The organism is Limnoraphis robusta CS-951, from assembly GCF_000972705.2.
The window spans coordinates 21,537-46,479 of the sequence record NZ_LATL02000307.1; the positions used below are offsets into that span (position 1 = coordinate 21,537).

The following is a 24,943-nucleotide window of genomic DNA, read 5'->3' on the forward strand; positions in this document are numbered from 1 at the left end:
CCGATCAAGTTTCATCTGAGGTGATTCGAGAGGTTTTGCAAGGAATGTTTTAAAACTTTTTGAGTTGATCGCTGAGGTGTTCTCCTGAAAACAAGTCAATTCCTAATGCTGATTTTATCAAATAAAGGAACAAAAAAATAAACGCACTAATCAGCAAGTTAATCGCAATTAATAATAAAGTTGCAGCGATCAGATTTCCGATCCGAGTGATTCCTCTAACGGGATATTCACGCTGTCCGCGCCGTCGTTCTTTACCAACCAATAAAACGAGATAAAAACGAGATAAAATCAGATCAACAGTTAACCTCAAGTCTACAATTTTCGGAGAATGTTTGGGAATAGCTTCTTCTAAAATATCTTGAATAGCCGTAATTTGTTCAGAATTAAAACTCGATAAAATATGAGGTTGAATTTTGTTCAGATAATATTCTGGCGTGCGATTCTGATAAGGTACGGAAGTTTGATTTTTGGGTTGAAATTTCGGTTGATTCATTAGATGAAATCGTGATATCAAATACGACAAATAATGCTACACATCTTTCTCCCCATCTCCGGGGCGGGTTTATTTAACTGATTTCTGGGAAAACAGACACTTAGGAAGAACCCGCCCCTACACAAGTTCTGACGACTGAGATCACGACTTCTGACTTGTGAACTCCCCACCTCCCCATTCATCATAGTCACGCAAATATTTAAGTATTTCATATGAAATCCAGGGCGGTTTCATGGATCGGAAAAAAGGGTTGGAGTTGATCGGCGTAAAGATAGCAAAGCTGAGAGTACCCGACATCAGTTCCCGTTGAAAAGCTTTTCAATAGCCTCCCGTGTCGTCATGGCATTAACATCACTGGAAAGCAGATGATGAAGACTCCAACGGACAGTATGCTGATAGCGATCGCCGTTTTTAAAAAGATGCAGTGGAGAAAGCAGTTCTAATTCAATATAATTTTCTAGAGCATCCCCATTGTTATACACTTCTACAGGAAAACCAGCACCGCCTACCGCCCCATCTGGGTATTCGCCATCAGAGCGAGTTGCTTTTTCTATCATAGCCACGCCGTCAAAAACGGCAGCTAGGGCAATAACCGGGCTATCAGCCCCAATCTTATAGCTGTTTTTCGTAGAGACTCCCACAGAGGGACGCACCTGTAATAAAGTCGGTGTAATTTTGACAATGGGTGACTCATTCTTCGGAGGATTGATCCAATGAAAATTTTGTTTATATACACTTTGGGAATTGAGTGGTATAAACATAGCATCTGGGGGTTGAAGTTGAGTAACGTTCCAAATCGATAGAAGCAACGGTTCTCCCTTGACTTTTTCCACAGTTTGCGCGATCGCAAAATCCCCATTATCCTCAAACCAAAACTCACGCACCACCCGCGCACCAAAGCCTTTTGCTACTTCACTGGTCATCTGTAAGTGATTATTGGCTAGAATCTTTGCGGTGTGGGCGTTACCATCCCAAGCCTGCTCGGGAGGCCATTTCCGCCCGGCGATCGCCGGCCACCATAGCTGAGGTGCGGGCCAAGTTTTATCGCCGCCCCAGTTTTTCCATTGATTTTTACCGTAGGTTTTCCGGGGTGAATTCCACAACAAGTTAGAACCCCCCACAAAACCATAACCCATAACTCGCCCAATTTCCGGGACGATAACCGCCTCAGTGCGACCATCGCTGAGGCGAAGGCCGCTACGCCCATTGTAAACTGTAGGTGTAATCGTGCCGACAGCAGTAGATATTTCCGACTGTTGTTGGCTTTGATAGTTGCCAGACTCCGGTGAGGGGACAATTTTTCTAACCTTCCCATCTTGTTTGGATGTTACATAGAGTTCTCCGGCTTCGTCTATCCCAAATCGGACGTCGGTTCGGTTTTGACCCACCATTTCCAGAAACGAGCGTTCTTTTTCTCCTTCAAAGAGTCTGAGTTCTTTAATCGTCGCCTGTTTCCCCTCAACCAGTTCATCGACAGGAACGTGGAAAAATCGCCCGTCACTGCCAAAGTCTGCAAAAATATACTGACCCACCAATTCAGGAATGGCGCTTCCCCGGTAAACAAAACCTCCTGTAATTGCAATTCCATAAAACTCAGTCAGCCCGGGCGGTCTATCATGGTCATATTGGGCAACGGGGTAGATGTAATTAAAATCGGCATCATTTTCGGGTAATTCATAAACGACATTTTCGTTATTTTGATCGACAACCCAAGTCCCTTCACGCTCTCCCCAACCGTAATTGCCGCCTTTTTTCCCGAGATTTACTTCTTCGATAAAAGTTTGACCCGTATCGACGATTAACATCTTACCTTCGCCACCGGTATCCCAGCTAAAACGATGAGGATTACGCAATCCATAGGCCCAGATTTCCCCCAGTGTTTTCGGGTTGTTATCGTTTACAAATGGATGATCATCAGGAATGCCATATTTGCCATTGGCGCTATTATTTCCAAAGGGATCGATGCGTAGAATTTTTCCTAAGGGTGTACTCAAATCCTGTCCATTATCGAGGGGGTCTGTTTTGCTCACCGGAAAACCGTCACTACCGCCATCGGCTACGGCGATGTAAAGCATTCCATAATCGGCTTCACCGGGTTTGGCGTTGGGATTAAAGGCCAATTGTCCTGTATTGTGATCGGCGTAGGGTTCTTCGATGCCAAGGATTTCTCGCACTGTTCCAGAAAATGTATTAGCCGAAGGGTTTGTCGTTTTCCACTCCCGAATGACGTCATGGTGAGAACTTTCTACCCTCTCACCTTTGCTATTAATAATGGGTTTAGAAACCGGAAAATCCGGTGTTCCAGTGTGTTTATCTTCGCTGGTAACAGTATAAAAAATTCCATTTTTAGCAAATTCTGGGTGAAAGGCAAAATAGGAAAATCCTTGCTGTCCCGATTGGTCGTGAAACCCTTGACCGACTAAACTTTTAACATCCATGTAAACGGTGGCAGTACGGTCAACAATCACATAGAGTTTGCCGCGCATATCATTAACAAATAACCGTCCGCTACCGTCGCCAGGGGAAAGAAGCAGATTCAATCGAGCCGCCTTGTTCTTATTTTTCTCACTCCCGCTATCAGGAATCTTTACTACTTCTTCTAATCCGATAGAGAGTTTTGACTTTTCAATCGGTTCGGGAATTGGATTTTGGGTAATCTGAGCCTCGGAAATACTAGCAAATGCGATCGCCGCAAAAAAAACACTACAAATCCAATAAAGAAAGCTAGATTTCTTAATCAGGCTTGACTTTTTCATAGGGCAGATTTTGTCATTTTCTACGGCTTCAAAAATTTGAGGGGCGAACTCAATGATAGTTCTCATTTTTGAGTGACAACTTGCCCTGAATATTTCGTTTCATCTAATTGAGGGAAGTTTAAACTTTTTTTTCTGTATTTAGATATAGCTAATTTTGGGGGGAGAAGACAACAGATTTTATCTGTTTTTAATAAATCTTTAAACTTTTCCTAAAAACCGGGACTATTTGTGCAGATGTAAAATGGCGTACAGGGTCAATCATCCACCGCTCATCCATTAACTCGGCCTTTTCTCGGGCGAATTTGGGGAGATTGACTAGGGAAAAGAGAGTTGAAAAACCATCCATCCCAGGCTTAAAGCTGTTCCCGTTACAGCAACTAAACTCAAACAAGCTTGTCTTTCATTCCAACCCATTGTCTGTAACTTTTGACGAGTCCAAGCCAGAAAAACGATCAATAAAATGGCAAAAAACCAAAATACCATCATAATAATAGCCCACAAAGGAGCATTTTTGTAGGGAAGATAACCCCCTAAAAATAGCGGCCAAGTTTTTCGCAAAACGGCTGTAAAGACAACCATTAACACCCAAGCATTCGCCAGTAAAATCGCTTCTGTTCCTGATAAAGCTAAATGGAAGGTAACAGCTAATGTTCCCAACCAAACGAAGCGATTTGCCCCAAACGCCGTTAATAGCCAGCCCAAAAGAGTATAGCCCAATAATAACGCGAAGAAATAAAACCAGACCGTTTTAGGAATTATGAATAATTGTTTCACTCGGAGCAACTCAAAAAAATCAATCATTGATTAAGCTTTGTTTAAGAGTTTAACTTAAATTAAAATAAGTTTAACATCAGGTTAATTTTACCAGCTCAGGTACGCAGAGACAAGCATTGACCGGAGAAGTTTAAAAAATTTAAACACTATAAAAATACTCTCAAAAACTTTGATATAGTTACGCTATCTTTCTAGAAATTTCTATTTTAAAGTTGAGGTTCAAAACATGATCACTGTAAATTCAGCTTGGCAACGAACCCTAACCGCTTCAGTTGCAGTTGTCGCCCTTTCATTCGGTACAATTGGCCAAGCCGTCGCCGTTTCTCTCAAAGGCGCAGGCGCATCTTTTCCCGCACCCTTGTACAAACGTTATTTTGAGGAATTTAAAAAAAGTACAGGGATTACCGTCAGTTATGATGCAGTCGGAAGCGGCGCCGGAATTGAACAATTTATCGCTAATACCGTTGATTTTGGTGGAACAGATGCCCCTCCGAGTCAGTCCGAGATTGATAAAATGTCAAAAGGAGTCGTGCAAGTTCCCACCGCAGGCGGCGCTGTCGCTGTTGTCTTTAATTTACCGGGTGTCTCTAACTTGAAACTCCCTCGATCTGCGGTAGCCGAAATCTTCATGGGAAAAATCACCCAATGGAATGACCCCAAAATCGCCAAAGCCAATCCGGGAGTGAATTTGCCAAATTTACCGATTAAGCCCGTTGTGCGCGAAGATGGGAGCGGTACGACCTATATTTTTACTCGCCACCTCAGCGCAACCAGTCCCCTATTTCAAAAAACGGTTAACGTCTCTCAGCTCCCGAACTGGCCAGGAAGCCCCCTCAAAGGCCCTCAAAATGCCGGAGTTGCCAACCAAGTCAAACAAACTCAAGGGGCGATTGGTTATGTTCAGGATACTTTCGCCCGTCAAAATAATCTTCCAACCGCTCAACTGGAAAATTTAGCAGGTCAGTTTGTCGCACCGACTTTTGAAGAAACAACCAAAGCTTTGCAAAGTGTACGGTTTTTGAACGATTTTCGCGCCTCTAACCTTCAAGACCCAGAACAAGGTTATCCAATTGTCGGGATTACTTGGATATTGGTTAAGCAAAATTATGATAGCCCAGACAAAGCAAATGCGGTCAAAAATATGGTTAATTGGGTAATGAGCGAAGGTCAAGGCTTAAATCAAAGCTTAGAATATACTCGCATTCCTCAACCTGTAGCCACCAGTGTTGTTGAGATGATACAACAAAAAGTTGTTGCCGCGAATTAGTAGGTGAATTAATCTCTCAGTTTGAATGCTTCATCCTGGGCAACTTCTTGATTTCGACGATAAAGAGCGGCTCGATTTTGAGCGGTAGCATAGCGGGAAAATTCAGGGGAAACTGCTTCCATTAACTCTGCGGCTTTCTGCCATTTCTCGGCAATTTCTGACCATTCTTGAGCGGTTTGAGCCACTTCTCCTGCTGTTACCGCTTCTTGAGCGAGTCGAACCGCTTGGGCAAATATTTCTGAGTTCGAGAGTGAGTTTTCAGGAACAGGTGAAGGTGTAGCAACAGGAGTAGGTGGGGTTTGTACGGGGTTTGAGGTTTGGGTATTGAGCCATTGATAAATAGCAAAACCCACCAATAATGCAGCAATACTCACAACCATTCCGCCGACTAAGCCTCGGTTAAATTGTTGATTTTGTTGAATATTATCTGTAGAATTTTGTCTGGGAACAGTCCAAGTCTGGCTGTACAGTTGACAGTCTTGAATCATTCCCATGAGTTGTTGCCCAAGGGAAGGCTTTTTGAGGATAATATCTTCGTACCACAACAGTTGACGATTCGGGTTGCGGTTAATCTCTTCAAACCACAGGAGTTGTTGTGCTTGAAGAATGCGGCTATTAATTCGGACTCGACGAATATAACGGGGTGAAATCGATTCTAAAATTGCTCGGACTCTGGTTATAATGATCGAGGGTTCGAGTTGTTCCGGTCGTGGAGCTTCACACAACAGTTGCAAAACTCCATCTACAAAAATAGCTCGGGTTTGAATTCCCATTTCACTTAATTGCTGCTTAAGAATTTGAATAATCGCAACAATATTTTGGGGGTGAGCTTGTTTAGTAATATCATCAGTTAAATTAGACATTTTCGTTGGTCATTACTCACAAACGAGGAGTTGAACAAGATGATCTTATCGTTTTGATAGACTGTTCGGTAGGAAACATTACACTAGAATAATATTAGCGAATCAGAGAATTTAAGGCAATTCACCTAGCTATGAAAATTTTATTGGTGGAAGACGAACCCGATTTAGGAGAAGCGATTAAACGAACCTTGACTCAAAACAGTTATATTGTTGACTGGGTAATGAATGGTGAACAAGCCTGGGATTATCTCGAAAGTCAATGGACGGATTATACTTTGACCATCTTTGATTGGTTACTCCCTGGACTGTCTGGACTGAAACTTTGTCAGAAATTGCGACAACAAGGCTGTTCAATTCCCATTTTGATGCTCACCGCCAAAGATACAGAAGCCGATAAAATTTTAGGGTTAGATGCGGGAGCTGATGATTATCTCGTAAAACCCTTTGGAATGGGGGAGTTACTCGCCAGATTGAGAGCATTATTACGGCGATCGCCTCAGTTTCAATCTGAACAATTAAAACTCGGAAATCTTATTCTTGATTATCGCCTATTTACCCTATCTTGTCAACAGCTTAATGGTGAATTTCAAACCCTCGCCCTAACGAATAAAGAATTTCAACTGCTTGATCATTTTATGCGACATCCTCAACAAATTATAACGCGCGATCGCCTGTTAAATCAACTCTGGGAAGTGGGATCGGAACCCGAAAGTAATGTTGTCGCCGCTCAAATTCGCTTACTTCGCCGCAAGCTTGCAGAAATTGGATGTGATGATTATATTGAAACCGTTTATGGACTTGGATATCGTTTTTCACTCCCTAAAACATGAACCAAAATCAACTCTTTCAACAAACTCGCTGGCGAATTGCCAGTTGGTATGCGGGAGTCATGGGAATTATTTTAAGTTTATCTGGTTTTGGCGTTTATGAAGCGATTTTTCATGCTCATCAAATCACCGTTGAGCGAGAAATTGCTGCCGTCGCTGGAACGTTACATGATAGCCTGGAAACTGTTTTGAAAGCCCCTGAACAATTTGAGCCGGATGTTTGGCGAATATTACCCGAGTTATGTGTAATAGAAGCTGAAATTGATTGTACCAAAAATAATCAAAATCAGCTTTCTCCCCTAAATTCTCATTCTTCTCCTCTCCATCAATATAAAATTATCAGTGGTAATTCTTACTCGGTTCGCCTGTTTAATACGGCGGGAAACTTAGTCGCTGTATCGGGTTCACAATTTCCCATATTACCGTTAAAATCGACTTCAGAACCTTGGCAAACTTTAGAAGATAATCCAGGCAATCGTTACTTATTTTATTCTACTCCACTCCATACTCGCAATAATCAAATCTGGGGGATGTTAGAATTAGGGCGATCGCTACAAGATTTTGATGAATATTTAACGAACGTTCGTTTAATTATGGGGTTAGGGTTGCCTTTAACTCTTATAGGTGTTGCAGTTGCCAGTTGGAAATTAGCCGGAATTGCCATGCAGCCTATCTATCAATCTTACCAACAAATTCAACAATTTACAGCCGATGCTGCCCATGAATTACGCACCCCTTTAGCCGCCATTCGAGCCACAGTAGAATCGACTTTAAATCTGCAACCTTTGAGTCAAAATCAAGCCCGAGAAACCTTAGAAGTGATTGAACGACAAAATCATCGTCTTTCTCAATTGGTTCAGGATTTATTATGGCTGTCTCGCCTGGAACAAAAAACAATATTATCCTCTCAAAATCTCTGTTGTCTTAATGATTTAATCAGCGATACCTCAGAAGAACTCGCCGCCTTAGCAATTGAATTTAAAGTGACACTGCAAACCCAAAATCGGGTTAAAAAATCAGTTTATGTTCAGGGAAACGAAGCTCAACTTTATCGAGTGATTTTTAATTTAGCTACCAATGGAATACAATATACATTACCCGGTGGCAAAGTTACAATTATTTTAGATAATAGTTTGCATTATGGAATTATTCAAGTTCAAGATACAGGAATCGGCATTCCTCAAGAAGAACAAAGCAAAATTTTTGACCGATTTTATCGCATAAATAGCGATCGCTCTCGGAGTACAGGAGGATCAGGATTAGGACTCGCCATTGTTCGAGCAATTATTCACGCTCATCAGGGTACAATAGAAGTAGAAAGTGACAAAGGAAAAGGAAGTATTTTTACCGTTAAATTACCTTTAAAAAATTGATATTTACCTTGTAGGGGCGGGTTCCTCATTGATGTATGTGACTTACAAAAAACCTCAATAAACCCGCCCCGTCTGCGGGTTCCCCATTCATGTATGTGAGTTACAAAAAACCTCAATAAACCCGCCCCGAAAAAATGGGGTAGAAACCGGGTTTCTGGTTTGTACCTCATACGAGCGCACACCGCTATATATAAAATCGAAAAAAGGGAACGGCGAAGAAAGGGGCGGGTTTATATAATTTATTGATGGGAAACATACATTTGTTCGGAACCCGCCCCTACAAAGGGTTTATATAATTTATTGACGGGAAATATATATTTGTACAGAAAATATAAATTTCATCCTCATTTCATTTTTCTGTGCAATACTCAAGCTATATTTTTAAATTCTGCCAGTGTCAGCATTGCCAAAGCAGATTTTACTGTTAATATTTTACCCTTATGAGCTAGACAGATATTATGAACCAGCCCTTTTATCTCCTATCATTTTTGAAATCTTCTGGAGTGCTTCTCAGCCTGATTTTCTTGATGAGTCCGATACCTGTTTTCGCACACGCTGGACATGGAGATGAATTTCATAGTGAGTCTGAAGCGACTACGCCCAGTGGAATTACAGTGGATGCTCAAACCCTTCAACGTTTAGGAATTCGCATCGAACCTGTAACACGAGACTTTATGAATATCGGGATAAAAACCACAGGACAAATCGAAACTTTACCCCGAAAAACGGTTGAAATCACCTCCCCCTTAGCCGGAAAAGTGATTGAATTATTAGTTGAACCCGGAGATACCGTTTCTCAAGGACAAGTCGTTGCTGTATTATCCAGTCCAGAGTTAGTTTCATTGCGAGTTGAAGCCCAACAAAATCAAGGCGAAGCCGAAGCCCACCTCAAACAAGCTGAAGCTAATTTAGAACTCGCCCAACAAAATTATCAACGTCAAAAAAATATCGCCGCCGCCGAAATTGAACAAGCAAATGAGCAATTAAAAGCGGCTCAACTGCGCTACGAACGAGATAAAGCCATTGTTGAAAGAGGTGCAGTTGTTGGAGTCACGCGAGAAAATTATCAGCGTCAAATTGAAATCGCTAAAGCCGAAATTGAACAAGCAGAAACTACTTTAGAAGTCGCCTTAGAAAACTATCAACGAGATGAAGAATTAACGAATGCGGGTGCTTTACCCAGACGTAATTTTTTAGAGTCAAAAGAACGGTTAGCCAACGCAAAAACTGATCTCGCTCGCGCTCAAAGTCGTCGGGATGTTTTGAGTGCAGATACCGAAGTTAAACAAGCAGAAATAGACTTACCTGTGCGTGACTTGCGGGAGTCAGAAACGTTACTCGCCGAAGCGGAAGCGCAATTAATTCGAGCGAACCAAAAACGAGAAGTTTTGGAAGCTGAAGCCGAACTTAAACGCGCCGCAGCCGAACTTGAAGCCGCAAAATCTAATCTAAATTTGAGCAAAACGACCTATGAAACTAGACTTCAACAGTTAGGAACAGGCGGAAATACTGAAGGAAAAGTCATCATTACTGCTCCTATTTCGGGAGTTGTTAGTCATCGCGAAATTACCTTAGGTCAATCGGTTGATGATGCAGGTTTACCGTTAATGAAAATTCAAGATAATAGTCAGGTTTGGGCAACTGCAAATCTTTATGAAAAAGATATCGCTCAAGTGCGTTTAGGGCAGAACGTCAGGCTGAAAGTAGCCAGTTTACCCGATCAAGTTTTTCAGGGACGTGTGGCTCAAATTTCGCCGTTTGTTGAGGGAGAAACACGGGTGATTTCAGTCCGCGCAGAACTCGAAAATAAAGACAATTTGCTCAAACCTGGAATGTTTGCTGAGTTGGAATTAATGACAGAAAAAACAGCAAATTCTGTAATCTCGATTCCTGAAAATGCGATTGTAGAAGCCAACGGAAAAGCCTTGGTTTATGTACAAAATGGTCAAGATTTTACACCCGTAGAAGTAACAGTCGGACAGCAATTTGCCAACCAAGTTGAGATTACCCAGGGTTTATTTGAAGGCGATAAAATCGTTACCGAAGGATCAATTCAGCTCTATGCCCAATCATTGCGGGGAGGAACTAAAACCGCAGAAAAACAGGAGGATGAAACTCATAGCAGCACCCCAGTTAAACCCCAACTTATGGGAATAGAAATGCCTCAAACAGTACCCGGATGGTTAGTGTTTCCGGCGTTTGGGTTAATTGCTTCAACGGCATTTTGGTTGGGGCGGCGCAGTCAAAACTCATCAGAAAAACAGACAGAAGTTTCAGGAGAAGTTATTGATTCTCTGGTGAATTTAGATTAAGTAATGATGAGATTTCTGATACTTGACTTATGCTAGATAATATTTTAAAATGGTCAATAACTCAACGTTGGTTAGTCGTTATTGGTGCAATTATTGTTACCATTTGGGGCATTCATACCGTTTCTAATATGCCTTTAGATGTGTTTCCCAACTTTGCACCCCCGCAAGTAGAAATACAAACCGAAGCACCAGGATTAGCGCCGGAAGAAGTCGAATCTTTGGTGACTTTACCAATAGAAAGTGCAGTCAATGGAACACCCGGTTTAGAAACAGTTCGTTCCGCTTCTGCGGTGGGACTTTCAGTGGTAAAAGTGACTTTTAATTGGGGAACCGATATTTATCTCGCTCGACAACTGATTACTGAACGTTTACAACAAGCCGCAGAAAAATTACCTGACAGTGCAGAAACGCCTCAAATTTCTCCCATTTCTTCACCCATTGGCACGATTATTCAATATGCTTTTACCGTCGAACCCGGTGGAAAAACAACCTTAATGGATGTGCGACGGTTAGTAGATAGAGACATTACAAACCGTTTATTAGCCGTTCCTGGTGTGACTCAAGTGATTGCTTACGGGGGAGATGTTCGGGAATATCAAGTATTAGTTAATCCGGCAAAACTACAAGCCTTTGACGTTTCTTTAGAAGACGTGACAACCGCAGCAGAAGCCGCCAATACCAACGCAGCCGGAGGCTTTTTAATTAGTCCCGATAAAGAGTTAATAATTCGGGGAATTGGACGAATAGAATCAATTCAAGATTTAGAACAATCTGTGATAACGGCTCGTCAGGGTACACCTGTTTTATTGCGGGATGTTGCTGATGTCAAAATAGGCGAAGCTTTGAAGCGGGGAGATGGTAGTTTAAACGGAGAAAGAGCAGTTGTTGTCATGGTGAATAAACAGCCTTTAGCAGACACTCCAAGCGTTACAAAAGCGGTAGAATTGGCAATGGAAGAAGTACAAGCCAGCTTACCCTCTGACGTGAGAGTAACGGTTACTTTTCGTCAATCAGACTTCATTGATGCGTCGATAGAAAATGTTAGAGATTCCCTGCGAGATGGGATTATTATTGTTTCAATTATTTTGCTCTTATTTTTAATGAACTGGCGAACGGCTATCATTACCTTAAGCGCAATTCCCCTGTCTTTATTAATCGGATTAATGATTATGAATTTATTGGGTCAGGGGATTAATACCATGACATTAGGCGGGTTAGCGGTTGCCATTGGTTCCGTCGTCGATGACTCCATTGTTGATATGGAGAACTGTTATCGAGGCTTGCGAAAAAATCAACAATTAGCAAACCCTAAACATCCCTTTCAAGTCGTTTATGATACGTCAGTTGAAGTTCGAGTTAGTGTAATATTTTCAACCGTTATTATTGGGGTTGTGTTTGCGCCTATTTTTACTTTAACAGGCGTAGAAGGCAGAATTTTTGCACCGATGGGAGTCGCTTATTTAATTTCGATTTTTGCTTCTACTTTTGTTGCGTTAACCCTTTCTCCTGCTTTGTGTGCGTTCTTACTGGCTTCCCAACAACTCCCCGAAGATGATACTTGGATTTCTCGATTTTCTCAAAAACTTTATCAACCGTTATTAAAGTTTTCCATCAATTTTCCTAAAGTGATTATTTTCACAGCAATTGCTGCTTTTGTTGCGTCCTTAGCTATCTTTCCTGCACTCGGACGAGTGTTTTTACCAGAGTTTCAAGAACGCTCTTTAGTGAATGCAATGGTACTCTATCCGGGTGTTTCTTTAGAAATGACAAATCGAGCGGGTTTAGCCATTCAAGATGCACTAATAGATGACCCTCATTTTGACTTAATTCAACTGCGTTCAGGACGAGCGCCCGGAGATGCAGATGCCGGAGGCGTAACGTTAGGACATTTAGATGTAGAACTCAGTGATTTAGGACTAAAAAATCGGGAAGAAAGTATAGAAATACTGCGAGAAGAATTTGCAAAATTACCTGGAGTTGCCCCCAGTATTGGCGGATTTATTTCTCATCGGATGGATGAGGTTTTATCAGGCGTTAGAAGTGCCATCGCCGTGAAAATATTTGGCTCAGATTTGCAAGAACTTCGCAATTTAGGCGCTCAGGTTCGAGATGCGATGAGTGAGGTTTCTGGAATTGTTGATTTACAGCTAGAACCACAAGTTCCGATTAAACAAATTCAAATAAAGTTTGACCGTTCCGCAGCCGCTCGATATGGTTTAACCATTGGAAACTTATCAGAAATTGTCGAAACAGCCCTCAATGGTCGTGTGGTTTCACAAGTGTTAGAAAATCAACAATTATTTGATTTAATTGTCTGGTTAAAAGAAGAATATCGCAATAATTTAGACACCATTCGGAATTTATGGGTTGATACCCCAACAGGTTCTAAAATTCCTCTGGCGCAAGTTGCAAATATTAACTATGGAACTGGCCCCAATACCATCAACCGAGAAAATGTTTCCCGTCTAATTGTTGTTTCTGCGAATGTTTCCGGTCGAGATTTAGGCAGCGTTGTCGATGAAATTCAAGAAAAAATCAATCAAGATGTTCATCCTCCAACGGGTTACTTTATTCAATATGGAGGTCAATTTGAATCAGAAGAACGAGCCAGTCAAAACTTACTGGTTTTTGGAAGTTTAGCGTTAATTGTTATTGCTGTTTTAATGTATTTTGCGGTTAAATCTTTTTCTGCAATGGTGATGATTATGCTCAATTTACCTTTAGCCATAACAGGAGGAATATTTTCTGTTGCATTGGGAGGAGGAGTTCTTTCTGTGGCGTCGATGGTTGGCTTTATTACGTTGTTTGGTGTCGCTACTCGGAATGGTTTATTATTGGTTGATAACTACAATCAAAAAATTGCCGAAGGAATCCCCATTAAACAGGTCATTTTTGACGGTTCAACTGAACGTCTAGTAGCAATTTTAATGACCGCTTTTACCTCAGCTTTAGGGATGGTTCCTCTCGCTTTTGGAACGGGAACCGGAAAGGAAATTTTGCAACCGTTAGCTGTCGTTGTATTGGGGGGATTATTTAGTTCAACTCTACTCACTCTATTAGTTGTTCCCGCTTTATATTCTCAATTTGGACGATACTTAATCCCCAAATCAAAAACAAATACAGTCCTGATTCAAGACTTCTCAAACACGGAGGAAACTTCCGTATTCATCAAATAAAATATTATTTTTTAATGTTTTATTCTCAAAAAAAAGCTAAAATAAGTTGGTAAATCTTGAATTATTTCTAGCTTGCAAAACCATTCTAGGAGTTTAAAAAATGAAACGTTTTCTCTCAAAGCTTGTTATTAGCAGTAGCATTGGATTAATTTTTTTAGCTGCTTGTACCCCCAGTCAAACCACTCAAAACACGACTGAAACTTTAGCACCTACTTCCGTAGAAACAGCCCCAACTGAAACTGTAGCAAAAGACCATTCAGCACCCCAAAAAGGGGGTCAAGTTGTAGAAGCAGGCGCTTATCATTTAGAGTTTGTTGCTCTACCTGAATCCGGTGGAACTCACCTTGATTTCTACTTACAAAGTGGTGATACTCATGAAGCGGTTCCCGGTGCAAAAGTCATGGCTCAAGTTCAGTTCCCGAATGGTGAACAGGAAGTCTTAGATTTAGAATATGATGAAGCTGGAAAACATTATGCAGTGTTTTTTCCTGGAGAACAACAAGGAGAATATAAAGTTGCTATCTTAAGTGATATAAACGGTGAAAAAGTGAATGGAAGGTTTAACTTCACACGATGAACTCTAATAACCTCACCCTACCCTTTCCTCAAATATTATCCTGATATAATATTCAGAATTTTCCTCCCCTCACTTTGTAGGAGAGGGGTTGGGGGAGAGGTTATAAAAATCTCCGACTCGGGAAAAACGCTCTGAGGATTTCCTAAAGTCTGGTAATCTGATGATCTCAATTTCATTCTGATTTCATAAAGCCATGTTACTTTAAATATTATCAGTACAGTAAAGTTTAGTCAGAGTGTTTAACATTATGAATCGTTTTTTGATTACTGCTCTTGCGATTCCATCACTGTTTAGCTTGCTCCAAAGTTGTTCACTCAACTTCCCTTCAAAAAATGCTTCTGCTCAAGCTGAACAAACTCATCAAAGTCATCAAAATTATTCTGACAATAACAACACTCAACCTGCTCATTCTACTCAACATTCCGATTCTACAAATCATCAACATCACCAGCAACATTCGACACCGCATTCAGATTCATTGAGTGTCACGAAAGCTCAATTGACAAAACCTGCTGAAATTATTGTTAATCAGCCTCAAACTTTCTTGATAGCAATTCAAGATAAAACTGGAAAACCCATCACAGAATTTGAGACTTTTCAAGAAAAACTAATGCACCTGATTGTTGTCAGTGATGATTTAGAAGTCTTTGATCATCTTCATCCTGAATATCAAGGTGAAGGTGTATTTGAAGCTAAAATCACCTTTCCTAAAGCCGGAAATTATAGCTTAGTCAGTGACTACAAACCCCTTGGAGAAAATGAACAAGTTTCCGTTTTAAATGCTCAAGTTCCTGGAATTCAGCTTTCTTCATCCATTAAAATTGATCAAAATATGATTCAAACGTTAGAAAATACAGAAGTTAGCCTAACGCCTTCCCAAGCTGTGATAAAATCAGGTGAAGATGTTACCTTGAAGTTTAACCTAAAAGATACTAAAACCAATCAACCCATTAATGATTTAAAGCCCTACTTAGGTGAACGAGGTCATTTAGTCATCTTTAAACAATCTGCTCCCTTAACAAAAGCAGATTATATTCATGCTCACGCACTGCAAAATACGCCATCGAATGAAGTTCATTTTATGACAAAATTTCCCCAACCCGGAACTTATAAAGTTTGGGGACAATTCAACCGTGATGGTAAAATTGTTACATCCAGTTTTTGGTTAAAAGTTTCCTGAAATTAAAGCAAAGTTCGCCAGTTTTCATGTCAATTCCTGAAAAAGAGTGATATTTTTTCTTTCATTCCTGGCGAACTTTCACAAAGTGAGATTAACCTAACCTTGTTCCTCACCCTTAACAAACGCTCCCAACTCCTTCGTTATCCTCGCAACTACATTCGGATCATTTGTCGGTTTAGCTTCGACTTCCGCTTCGATAGTCTTGACGACATCTTCCGGTAAATCGAGCAATTTTACCAGCTTTTGATAAGCAGCAGCTTCATCCTCATTAATATTCGGTTCATCAGGAGTCCGAGCGCTCGCTCCAATTACTTCATAACCTAACCGCAACACTAATTCCCGTTCTTCTTGAGTTTTCAACTTCGGAATTAATTCCTCTAACGGAATATTTTGCATCAAATATTCTGTTAATTCTTGTTGAAGTTTCTCTTGTTCAGTTCCTACCGCAAACAAACGACTGAATTCATCAAGCATCAAAGCCACTTCTTCTTGAGCCAGATGTCCATCAGCCCAAGCCATAGCAGTCACAACTCGCAGCAAATTCATCTGACGAGGGGTAATGGGGGGTGGAGGGGGTGCTTGCATTGACATAGCGATAATTGTATGATTTTGAAAGAACAAATCATCTCCACAAAAGCAAATTTAATTTCATGCTTTGCTTCGATATATCACATCATCTCACAACTTATGGTAAGGACATCCCAACCATCCTGAAAAGTTTCTTTGATTTTGCGGAGAGGGATCTTTAACCGAAGCAATTTTGTAACTCGTTGGACGAGGCTCTGCTAATATCACAGAACAAGTTTGCAATTGATCTTGATGAAAAATCGTTAATTCCACCCTATCCCCTGGATTATAGTCTTTCAGGCGATCGCTTAATTGTTGAGCATTCACCCGGAACCCATTTAAGGCTAATAATTCATCTTCGGCGTCAATTCCAGCCAACTGTGCAGGACTTCCCACTTCCACAAATTTGATCACTTCTCGTCCACTATCGGAAGCCACCTGTAAACCCAGAAAAGGAGTGCTATCCGGTTTTTCTACTTTGAGTCGCAAGCCAAAGGGTTCTAAAAATTCATTAAACGGTAATTCTTCGGTTCCGTAAATATATCGCTCAAAAAAGTCCGTTAAATCCGTTTCAGCGACAGATTCAATCACCTGTTTAAGTTGTTCGGGAGTATAGCCAATTTCTAAGCGTCCAAACTCCTCCCACATCCGCCGCATCACATCATCTAAAGAACGACGGTTGCGATGACGTTCACGAATCAATAAATCCAGTAAAAATGATACGACTTGCCCTTTTAAATAATAAGAAATCTGACAATTATCGCTATTAGAATCTCGGCGATAGAGTTTAATCCAAGCATCCCAACTCGATTCACTCAAGGGTTGAACTTGACGTCCGGGTATTATTTGTAAGCGCGAAATATCTTTTGAGAGTTCCTTAAAAAAGGTTTGTACATCAAAAATTCCCGCTCGCCAAGGAATCACAATATCATAATAACTGGTTGTTCCTTCACAAAACCATAGAGACTCCGTATAATTTTCTTGCTCATAATCAAACACTTCCAAGGCTTTCGGACGAATTCGCTTCACGTTCCACAAGTGGAAAAATTCGTGAGCCACTAACTGAATAAAGCGATTATATTTCTCCGTGTCGCGTAAGCCAAACCGAGGGTAATTCAACGAACAACAATCTTTGTGTTCTAAGCCGCCAAAACCTTGACTCGATAAATGCAATAAAAACAAATAGTGATCATAGGGTAAACCGCCAAACAGTTCAGCCTCTTCTGCGATAATTTTTTGAAAATCAGCAATTAAGCGATCAATTTTTCCATTTCCCTCGCCCCAAATAGCGAGTTTATGGGATTTTTCACAAGCTTTAAACTCATAAATTTGATGATTGCCAATTTCAAACGGACTATCAACCAGTGTGTCAAAATCAGCCGCTTGAAAGGTATTGACTTGATCTAAAACTGGGGGTAAAATAGTTGTGACTTCCCAATTTTCTGGCGGCACAATTGTCACCCAAATCGAATGGTTTTCCCAACCGGGAATATACAGAAAAAGAGCCGCACCATTAAAATAGCCATGCGTTTTATCTAAGTGATTCGTGCGAACTGATAATTCGTTCGCAAAAATGCGATATTCAATCAACAGTTCACGAACGTTATTAACATCAACTTGCCAATGATTTTTACTAACTTTTTGCCAAGTTCGACGTTCTCCAAGCTGATCATAGACTTGAAAATCTTGCAGGTGTCGGCTATATTCTCGAACCAAATAAGAACCGGGTGTCCATACAGGCATTTTTAAATCAAGAACCCCAGATTTCGCTAAGTTCCTCAACTCCTGATCTACCCGGATACTCAATCTGACTTCAAACAGATGAGATTGGGGTTGAGACATAGCCACCCAATATTGCAGGGTAGGCATTTGTTCAGATTGGAGGCGGGGACGAGATTGAGTTGCTTCTGTCATTTAACTTTGAGTTCTGGATGGACAATTCAGTTCAAAAACGGCTTAAAAATCCTATGGATTTCTCGACTTCAGTTCAGTTTGAAATTCCAATAGTCTCACGTTTAAACTAACTACTGACTGGCGAGATGATTTAAGTGTTTGAGGTTAATCAAGTGCATCGTCTGATTTTCTTCATCAATTTCTATCCAACCTTTACTGTTCAATTTTTCCATAATTTTGCAAGTTTCTTGCAAGCTAATATCCGTCACATCTGCTAAATCTTGGTAAGGAATATTAAAGATATCCGCCCGTTTTTCAGTCAGTTGACCATAATTTTCAGCCAGTTCCACTAAAGTATTTGCTAACTTCACAGCCGGAGGACGATGACGGATCTGATAACGTTGATTGGTTTGACGGAGACGGCGTACCATCAACTGCAACATCCGATGGTGCAACTGTGGATCTTTGAACAAGGTTTGAATAAATCGTTGAGCAGAAACGCTGATCAACCGAACTGGAGAGAGGGCGATCACATCGTTAGAGCGAGGCGATTCATCTAAAATTGCCATTTCTCCAAAAAAGTCACCCCGGCCTAAAATTGCTAATGTCACCACATTATCCCCCGACAATCGTCGGACTTTCACCCATCCGGAGACGATAAAATAAACCGCGTTTCCCCAGGCATCCTCCATTACGACCGCACGATTGTCCGGATAATCGTGTTTGACCGCAACGGACAGGAGCCATTCTAATGTCTCTGGATTTGCCCCTTTAAATAAGGGAAAAAGCTCACTGAAAGCTTCAGTCTGCATGGAACTCGCTACAGTTGGAGATTAATCTAACTTGACACACGTTCGGCGTTAACCGCAAGGGGTCTGAGGGTATATTGTCAATTGCATTTCAAAGACATCCTGCTGCGCTAGACAAGCTAGCCCCTTGAACCTAAAGGCTTTGATTGCCTAGACTTGCTGATCCTGCCAGGTGGCAGTGATCACCAAAAGCCAGAGTGTTGTTCACGATGGCCCTATGGGATCGTCAGAAGCACTCAGGAATAAGCTACTCAATTATATCAGTTTCCCGATTTCCATACTCAAAAGACTATACAGGGAATAAGGGACAGGGAACAGGGGACAGTTTTTCAGTCACCAGTGACGGGTCACTATTCAAAAGAGGGTCAAGATTTCCTTCCCGATGTCAACCTTTCCCTTTATACTATTAACTAACTTGTATTCTGGGCTTCACACTCTGATCACTCAGTTTTTTCAGTCTGTTGTCTAAATTCGATTCCCACCGCTCAAGGCTGATCCAATCATTCTCTTGGAACTCAAATCAACAGTTGGTAGAAATAAACACATCTTTGAGCTGGCTCTAAATGCAAAAATTGCTTAAAGCTTCTTCAATTTAACAACAGACCTACCGACAACGTAAACTGAGGAATATCGCCAGTCAGCAGAACTCACAAAGATCGACTGATTCTCCAAGTCCTGCTGTTCACTGCATTTTAAAGATAATTTTAAACTTAAGGTCTTTTTGGTAAAGGTCTATGAAATCTGCATCTCCAGGCAATCCCAAAGAGCAAACAGTCTCGACTACCATTGATGTCATTGGTGAATCGGATAGCCCAAAAAGTTATCATTCTCATCGGGAAGTCACATCATCTACAACTCCAGACCCCAAACCTTCCAGTCAATCTACAACGAATGGAAGTGGAAGCGCCATTGTTCCGTCAAACAATAACGGCAACTTTTCCTCCTTGTTGGCCCCTTTAACCAAAGATACCTTTGTTGAAGTTGTCAAAGACGTTGAAGAAAAGCTCAAAACCGTCAATGAAACCCTCTCCATCCTCGATAACTTACTGGACTCCCAAGGCTTTGAGGCTATCCTCAATCAAATGCTCTGTTCGATCACCCTGAAAACCGGAGAACTCCTCAGCGCCGATCGGACAACCATCTGGTTACTCGATGATGACAAACAAGAACTTTGGTCTATTGTTGCCAAAGGAGAAGATGGCAAACCCTTAGAACTACGGATTCCTCGCAGTGCCGGAATTGCTGGAGAAGCGGCCACCCTCAAAGAAGTCGTTAATATTCCTTACGATTTCTACGACGATCCCCGCTCCAATGCCGCCAAGGAATTTGACCGCAAAAATGGCTATCGTACCTATAGCATGGTGGCGATGCCCCTCCTCCACGAAGAAGAATTAGTCGCCGTTGTTCAACTCCTCAACAAACTCAAACTCGAAAGCGATCCGGAAGTTCCCCTCGAGGACAAAATCGATACCATCGGCTTTACCCACGAAGACGAGCAACTGTTCAACGAATTTGCCCCCTCCATTCGCCTGATTCTTCAATCTTCCAAATCCTTCTACGCCGCCACTCAAAAACAACGCGCCGCCAGCGCCTTAATGAATGCGGTCAACTCCCTCAGTAAATGTAGTCTGGATCTCGAAGAAACCCTCAAAAACGTCATGGATCAGGCGAAAGAACTGATGAACGCCGACCGCAGTACCCTCTGGCTCCTCGATGCTGAAAAGGGCGAACTCTGGACCAAAATTCCCATCGAAGGCACACTCAGCGAAATTCGCATTCCCGCCACCGCCGGATTTGCTGGAATGGTCGCCCAAAGCGGAGAACCCCTGCTGATCCCCTTTGATGTCTACGATGATCCCCGTTCCGTCAAATCCAAAGAAACAGACCAAAAAACCGGATATCGCACTTGTAGCCTCATGTGTACCCCTGTATTCAATTCCGATGATCAATTAATCGGCGTTACACAACTGATCAACAAGAAAAAACAAGGCGAATATCCCCCCTATGACCCTGACAATTGGCCGGAAGCTCCCGAACAGTGGAAAAGTAGCTTCAACCGCAATGATTTGGATTTTATGCGGGCTTTTAACATCCAAGCTGGAATTGCCCTACAAAATGCCAAACTGTTTGAAACCGTCCGTCAGCAAGAACAAATGCAGCGCGATATTCTTCGCAGTTTGAGCAACGGAGTCATTTCCACCGACAAAAATGGCAAAATTATTGCGACCAACGAATGCGCTCAAGTCTTACTCGGCTTAAGTGCAGTTGATGTTACCCAAGGTCGTTATGTCCCTGATCTGATTCACCTCAAAGAAGGGGATTTTACCAAATGGTTTGAAAACGCTCTTCACCCCAAAGACGCCAAAGATAGACAACAATACTACCCCGATCAAACCCTATTATCCGGTGCGGCTGAAGCTCCTCAAAGCATCAACCTCTCGATCAACTCCATGTCTGATATTAATGATCCCGACAAAGTGAGTGGGGTTCTCGTTGTCATGGAAGATATTAGCGGCGAAAAAGAAGTCAAAAATCTCATTTACCGCTACATGACCCCAGAAGTCGCCGAACAATTACTCGCCAGTGGAGATATCGGCTTAGGCGGTAAACGCAAACAAGTCACGGTTCTCTTTAGTGATATTAGAAGCTACACCACCCTCACCGAAAAGCTACAAGCCGAAGAAGTGGTGACGATGCTCAACGAATATTTTGAAGAGATGGTAGACACCGTACTCAGCTACAAAGGCACCCTCGATAAATACATCGGCGATGCGTTAATGGCTGTATTCGGTTCCCCCGCTCCTCTAGAAGATCATCCCTGGATGGCCATGCAAGCAGCCGTTGAAATGCGCTACCGTTTAGCCAAATTTAATGAACTGCGGGTTGCTAATGGGTTAATGCCGATTAGTATAGGCATGGGTCTACACTCCGATGAAGTGATCAGTGGTAACATTGGTTCCAGCAAACGCATGGAATTAACCTCTATCGGAGATGGCGTTAATTTGGCTTCTCGTCTAGAAGGAACCAGTAAACAATATGGCACTGATATTATTATTAGTGACAATGCTTATCATCCCTACGCCGAACGCTTAATTGTTCGCGAACTTGACTACATCACCGTTAAAGGAAAAAGTCAACCCGTCAAAATTTATGAGTTAGTCGGAATTCGGGAAGGAAAACTCGCTCGTCCCCTCTCCGAAGCACAACAACAAATCATCGATCACTACCACAAAGGCCGAGAATATTATCTCAAACCCGCTCGAGAAAAACTCACTGAACAAAAGATTGTCGAGTTGTTAGGGCAGTTAGAAGAATTACCCGAAGCTCAAATTAAAAAGCTCTCCTACGATGAGAAAAAACTGCTCGCCGATATGATTTTTGACTTATCACTGCAAGCACTCACCAGCATTCTCGGCGAAAATACAGTCAACCGCCTAGAACTCACCCTGTTCAAGCAAATGCCCATAGAAGAAGCCAGCCTAAAAGTCACAGAAAAAGTCAAGGCCATTACCCCTCGCGATGCGAGAAAATTATTAACGGCTAAACTTAAACAATTTAGCGTCGATTGGAAAACTCAACAGATGCTAGAAGATGAAGCTCAAGAAATGTCACTGCCTCAGTTAAGAAAACTGATTGATCTGGCGAAAAAGGAATTTACAGCTCATGCCAAAGAAGCCTTTAGAAATGCTAAACGAGAATTCCTAGAGGTTTTGAAAATCGATCCGAAAAATAAAGCCGCTAAACTTCATGTAGACCGTTGTATTCTCTACGAAACAACAACACCTCCCGATGAAAGCTGGGATGGAGTCTGGAAATTGACAGAAAAGTAGAAAGACTATGGAGATGGCGACTGTGCAGACATCCAGAACAATGTTAATTTTCGATTCAATTTTGATCGCCTTGAGCGTGTAACTGAATAAAATTGGTATAGAATTAGAAAATTCTAGAAGATTTTCGCGCTATGAAATCCCGGCGATGAACTTCAAAATTTGAGAGACTGCCTGCTTGAGATATGACTAAACTGAGTTCCCATTTTTCCGATGTTGAATGGCTGGAGAAGGTTCGCAATCTGTTGATCGAAATCGCTCGAGCTTCACTCTCTGATTTACCTCGACTTCCTGAGCGAGTATCAACAGAAGCACTACCCCTAGCACAAAATGCACAGATCCTTCAACAAAATACTGCTAAGTTCAATCATCACCTCAACTGGCAGGAACAAAAGCAATGGCTAGAAGAGGTTCGTCAACTGTTGCTTGAATTGTCTCGCATCGCTTTATCCGAATATCCCAAACCCCCGGAAAACATCGCTCAAAGAGCATTGATGCTCGCAGAAACCGCTCAAGACCTTCAAGAAAAGTTGCCCGAAAACATTGACGAGGAAGAAGAAGACTCAGATTCCCAACCCCCAACCAACCCGCCTTTGAACCTAGACGAAACACCGACTTCTCCAGAACAATTACTCAACCAATTACAAAGCCTTCTCAAAGCCGAACAAGCCAGCAGCAGCAACCCCCAATTACCCCAATGGCAACAAGTCTTAACCCTGCTGGATATTGTCCAAGAAATCTACAGCAAAATTGATCACACTTCTCGTTAACAGGGGAATTACAGATAGCATTGACATACTCCCCATTTCTAAAGAAAGGGGATTCTCCAAGCCTCACGGCTTTGGATTACTGATTCATTGACAACCCTTACAGCAAGCTAGTTTCCTAACCTACTCCAGAGGGGTGAGTCTCCCCAGTCGTTCATCCCATTTCAGAGATAGTTTCGGTATGCCCTACCGTACTTGAGAAAAAAATGCTTTGTTCTCTGTACTTGGTGCTTTAAGGTTTTATATGGCCAAAGCATTTCTTGCAAGAACCCCATACCTTAAGTTTTCAAGGTTAATTGCATCGATTAGATGCTGGGTTTTTCAACTGGTTGAATACCCTGCCAGTAGAGTTATTATAGCATTAGAAAGAGCCTTATATCCCCATACCTGAAGGTAGGGGCGTGTGCGGCAATTTTTGGTAAAAAACACACAGGCACCCGATGACGATGCCATCAAAACGTTTCAATTTGATCAAGTTTGAACGATTTGAGCGGCAGTCCCCACCCGAGCGCAAAGCGGGGTGGGGAAGGATAGCGATTTCTAGGAACTTGCTTGGTGCGCGGATATATTTCTTAAGAACCTCAATCGGTTCGCCTTCAGCAGACGCAACATAGTATGAGTTAGACCAAAACGAAACTTTGCCCCAGTAATATTTTTCAACATCAACAAAATTACCAAAACCGCCCGAAGAAAAAGACCTCCAAAACGAGGGGTTAAAGCTTCACGACGTTGGAGAAAAGCGAATAAAGCTATCGCTAAAATTCAATATCAAGTGTCTACACAAATCGTTAGCTGTAATAGCTTGGTAGCCACTGAAAAGTTAAACCTTAAAGGGATGACTCGCAAATCCAAAGGTAAAAACAAACGTCAAAAGTCGGGACTGAATCGTTCATTGCTTGACGTTGGGATTGGGAATCTTAAGGATTTAATTAAATATAAAGTCACCGAAGCAGGTGGGTTTTATGTTGAGATTCCAACCCAAAAAGTAAAGCCTTCACAAACCTGCCCTAACTGCGGTCATCAACAAAAGAAAACATTAGCAGATAGAGTTCATCATTGTGTTAAATGCGGGCTTCGTTGCGATAGAGATGTTGCGGCAGCAATGGTGATGCTTAATTACGCAAGCGGAAAATGCGGTCTTGGGGTGTCCCCAAGTGGAGCAATTTTCCAAGACAGGGGTATGGAACGTGCCTCTAAAAACGCGGATGAGACAACCTCTACTTGGTGCGGAAGCTTCAAGAAAGTTTCTCAGTTGAAGCGTCAGAAACACACATCTCAGCCATAGCGGATGTGTGTAGTTCATTTAATTTCTAAAAAAGATAAACCTCTTTACCAAAAATTGCCGCACACGCCCCTACCTTCAGGTATGGGGATATAAGGCTCTTTCTAATGCTATAATAACTCTACTGGCAGGGTATTCAACCAGTTGAAAAACCCAGCATCTAATCGATGCAATTAACCTTGAAAACTTAAGGTATGGGG

At 41.8% G+C, this 24,943-nt stretch carries 17 protein-coding genes and 1 pseudogene; 10 read left to right on the top strand and 8 right to left on the bottom strand.

The window, feature by feature from the left end; genetic code table 11:
- Positions 1 to 49 precede the first annotated feature (49 nt).
- From WN50_RS25870 to WN50_RS25880, 3 genes are all read right to left on the bottom strand, one after another.
- The gene (locus tag WN50_RS25870) at positions 50 to 493 is read right to left on the bottom strand and encodes a hypothetical protein (RefSeq protein WP_046282254.1); all 444 of its coding nucleotides are present in this window, start codon (positions 491 to 493) and stop codon (positions 50 to 52) included.
- A 296-nt stretch (positions 494 to 789) separates the two neighbouring features.
- Entirely contained in the window at positions 790 to 3,249 is a 2,460-nt protein-coding gene (locus tag WN50_RS33555) for a PQQ-dependent sugar dehydrogenase (RefSeq protein WP_082172563.1), read from the bottom strand.
- A 315-nt stretch (positions 3,250 to 3,564) separates the two neighbouring features.
- Complete coding sequence (locus tag WN50_RS25880) at positions 3,565 to 4,023, bottom strand: hypothetical protein (protein ID WP_152964931.1); 459 nt, start codon at positions 4,021 to 4,023, stop codon at positions 3,565 to 3,567.
- 226 nt (positions 4,024 to 4,249) lie between these two features.
- On the opposite strand from WN50_RS25880, the gene pstS reads away from it, so the two are divergent.
- Complete coding sequence (pstS, locus tag WN50_RS25885; protein ID WP_046279339.1) at positions 4,250 to 5,290, top strand: phosphate ABC transporter substrate-binding protein PstS; 1,041 nt, start codon at positions 4,250 to 4,252, stop codon at positions 5,288 to 5,290.
- 8 nt (positions 5,291 to 5,298) lie between these two features.
- Here the strand turns inward: pstS and WN50_RS25890 are convergent, their stop codons facing one another.
- A complete protein-coding gene (locus WN50_RS25890) occupies positions 5,299 to 6,153 on the bottom strand; it encodes a hypothetical protein (protein WP_046279340.1) in 855 nt (284 codons plus the stop codon).
- Positions 6,154 to 6,284: 131 nt separating this feature from the next.
- Here WN50_RS25890 and rppA point away from each other — a divergent pair, with 131 nt between their 5' ends.
- The 6 genes from rppA (at position 6,285) to WN50_RS25920 (ending at position 15,598) form a co-directional block, all read left to right on the top strand.
- Positions 6,285 to 6,983, top strand: a complete 699-nt coding sequence (gene rppA / locus WN50_RS25895) for a two-component system response regulator RppA (RefSeq protein ID WP_046279341.1) — start codon at positions 6,285 to 6,287, stop codon at positions 6,981 to 6,983.
- Positions 6,980 to 8,353: a two-component system sensor histidine kinase RppB gene (rppB, locus tag WN50_RS25900; protein ID WP_046279342.1), complete on the top strand. Its 1,374-nt coding sequence runs from the start codon at positions 6,980 to 6,982 to the stop codon at positions 8,351 to 8,353. The genes rppA and rppB overlap by 4 nt, the downstream gene beginning before the upstream one ends.
- A 458-nt stretch (positions 8,354 to 8,811) precedes the next feature.
- Complete coding sequence (locus WN50_RS25905; RefSeq protein WP_046281747.1) at positions 8,812 to 10,665, top strand: efflux RND transporter periplasmic adaptor subunit; 1,854 nt, start codon at positions 8,812 to 8,814, stop codon at positions 10,663 to 10,665.
- A gap of 29 nt (positions 10,666 to 10,694) precedes the next feature.
- Positions 10,695 to 13,841, top strand: a complete 3,147-nt coding sequence (locus WN50_RS25910; RefSeq protein WP_046281748.1) for a CusA/CzcA family heavy metal efflux RND transporter — start codon at positions 10,695 to 10,697, stop codon at positions 13,839 to 13,841.
- A 100-nt stretch (positions 13,842 to 13,941) separates the two neighbouring features.
- Positions 13,942 to 14,418 (top strand): hypothetical protein, encoded by a 477-nt coding sequence (locus WN50_RS25915; protein WP_046281749.1) that lies wholly within the window; start codon positions 13,942 to 13,944, stop codon positions 14,416 to 14,418.
- 247 nt (positions 14,419 to 14,665) lie between these two features.
- A complete protein-coding gene (locus WN50_RS25920) occupies positions 14,666 to 15,598 on the top strand; it encodes a hypothetical protein (protein ID WP_046281750.1) in 933 nt (310 codons plus the stop codon).
- Between the two features lie 96 nt (positions 15,599 to 15,694).
- Here WN50_RS25920 and WN50_RS25925 read toward each other — a convergent pair whose 3' ends face one another.
- From WN50_RS25925 to WN50_RS25935, 3 genes are all read right to left on the bottom strand, one after another.
- Complete coding sequence (locus WN50_RS25925) at positions 15,695 to 16,183, bottom strand: tellurite resistance TerB family protein (protein ID WP_046281751.1); 489 nt, start codon at positions 16,181 to 16,183, stop codon at positions 15,695 to 15,697.
- A 93-nt stretch (positions 16,184 to 16,276) separates the two neighbouring features.
- Positions 16,277 to 18,079 carry a M61 family metallopeptidase gene (locus WN50_RS25930; protein ID WP_046281752.1) on the bottom strand — a complete coding sequence of 601 codons (1,803 nt, stop codon included), beginning with the start codon at positions 18,077 to 18,079 and terminating at the stop codon, positions 16,277 to 16,279.
- A gap of 110 nt (positions 18,080 to 18,189) precedes the next feature.
- Positions 18,190 to 18,870, bottom strand: a complete 681-nt coding sequence (locus WN50_RS25935) for a Crp/Fnr family transcriptional regulator (RefSeq protein ID WP_046281753.1) — start codon at positions 18,868 to 18,870, stop codon at positions 18,190 to 18,192.
- Between the two features lie 731 nt (positions 18,871 to 19,601).
- On the opposite strand from WN50_RS25935, the gene WN50_RS25940 reads away from it, so the two are divergent.
- Together WN50_RS25940 and WN50_RS25945 are read left to right on the top strand one after the other, a co-directional pair.
- Positions 19,602 to 22,697, top strand: a complete 3,096-nt coding sequence (locus tag WN50_RS25940; protein ID WP_046281754.1) for an adenylate/guanylate cyclase domain-containing protein — start codon at positions 19,602 to 19,604, stop codon at positions 22,695 to 22,697.
- Positions 22,698 to 22,879: 182 nt separating this feature from the next.
- The gene (locus tag WN50_RS25945; protein WP_046281755.1) at positions 22,880 to 23,464 is read left to right on the top strand and encodes a hypothetical protein; all 585 of its coding nucleotides are present in this window, start codon (positions 22,880 to 22,882) and stop codon (positions 23,462 to 23,464) included.
- Between the two features lie 556 nt (positions 23,465 to 24,020).
- Here the strand turns inward: WN50_RS25945 and WN50_RS32805 are convergent.
- Positions 24,021 to 24,122, bottom strand: a pseudogene (locus tag WN50_RS32805) (transposase); the annotation flags it as partial.
- A gap of 141 nt (positions 24,123 to 24,263) precedes the next feature.
- Here WN50_RS32805 and WN50_RS25950 point away from each other — a divergent pair.
- Positions 24,264 to 24,746, top strand: a complete 483-nt coding sequence (locus WN50_RS25950; protein ID WP_235441133.1) for a transposase — start codon at positions 24,264 to 24,266, stop codon at positions 24,744 to 24,746.
- Positions 24,747 to 24,943 lie beyond the last annotated feature (197 nt).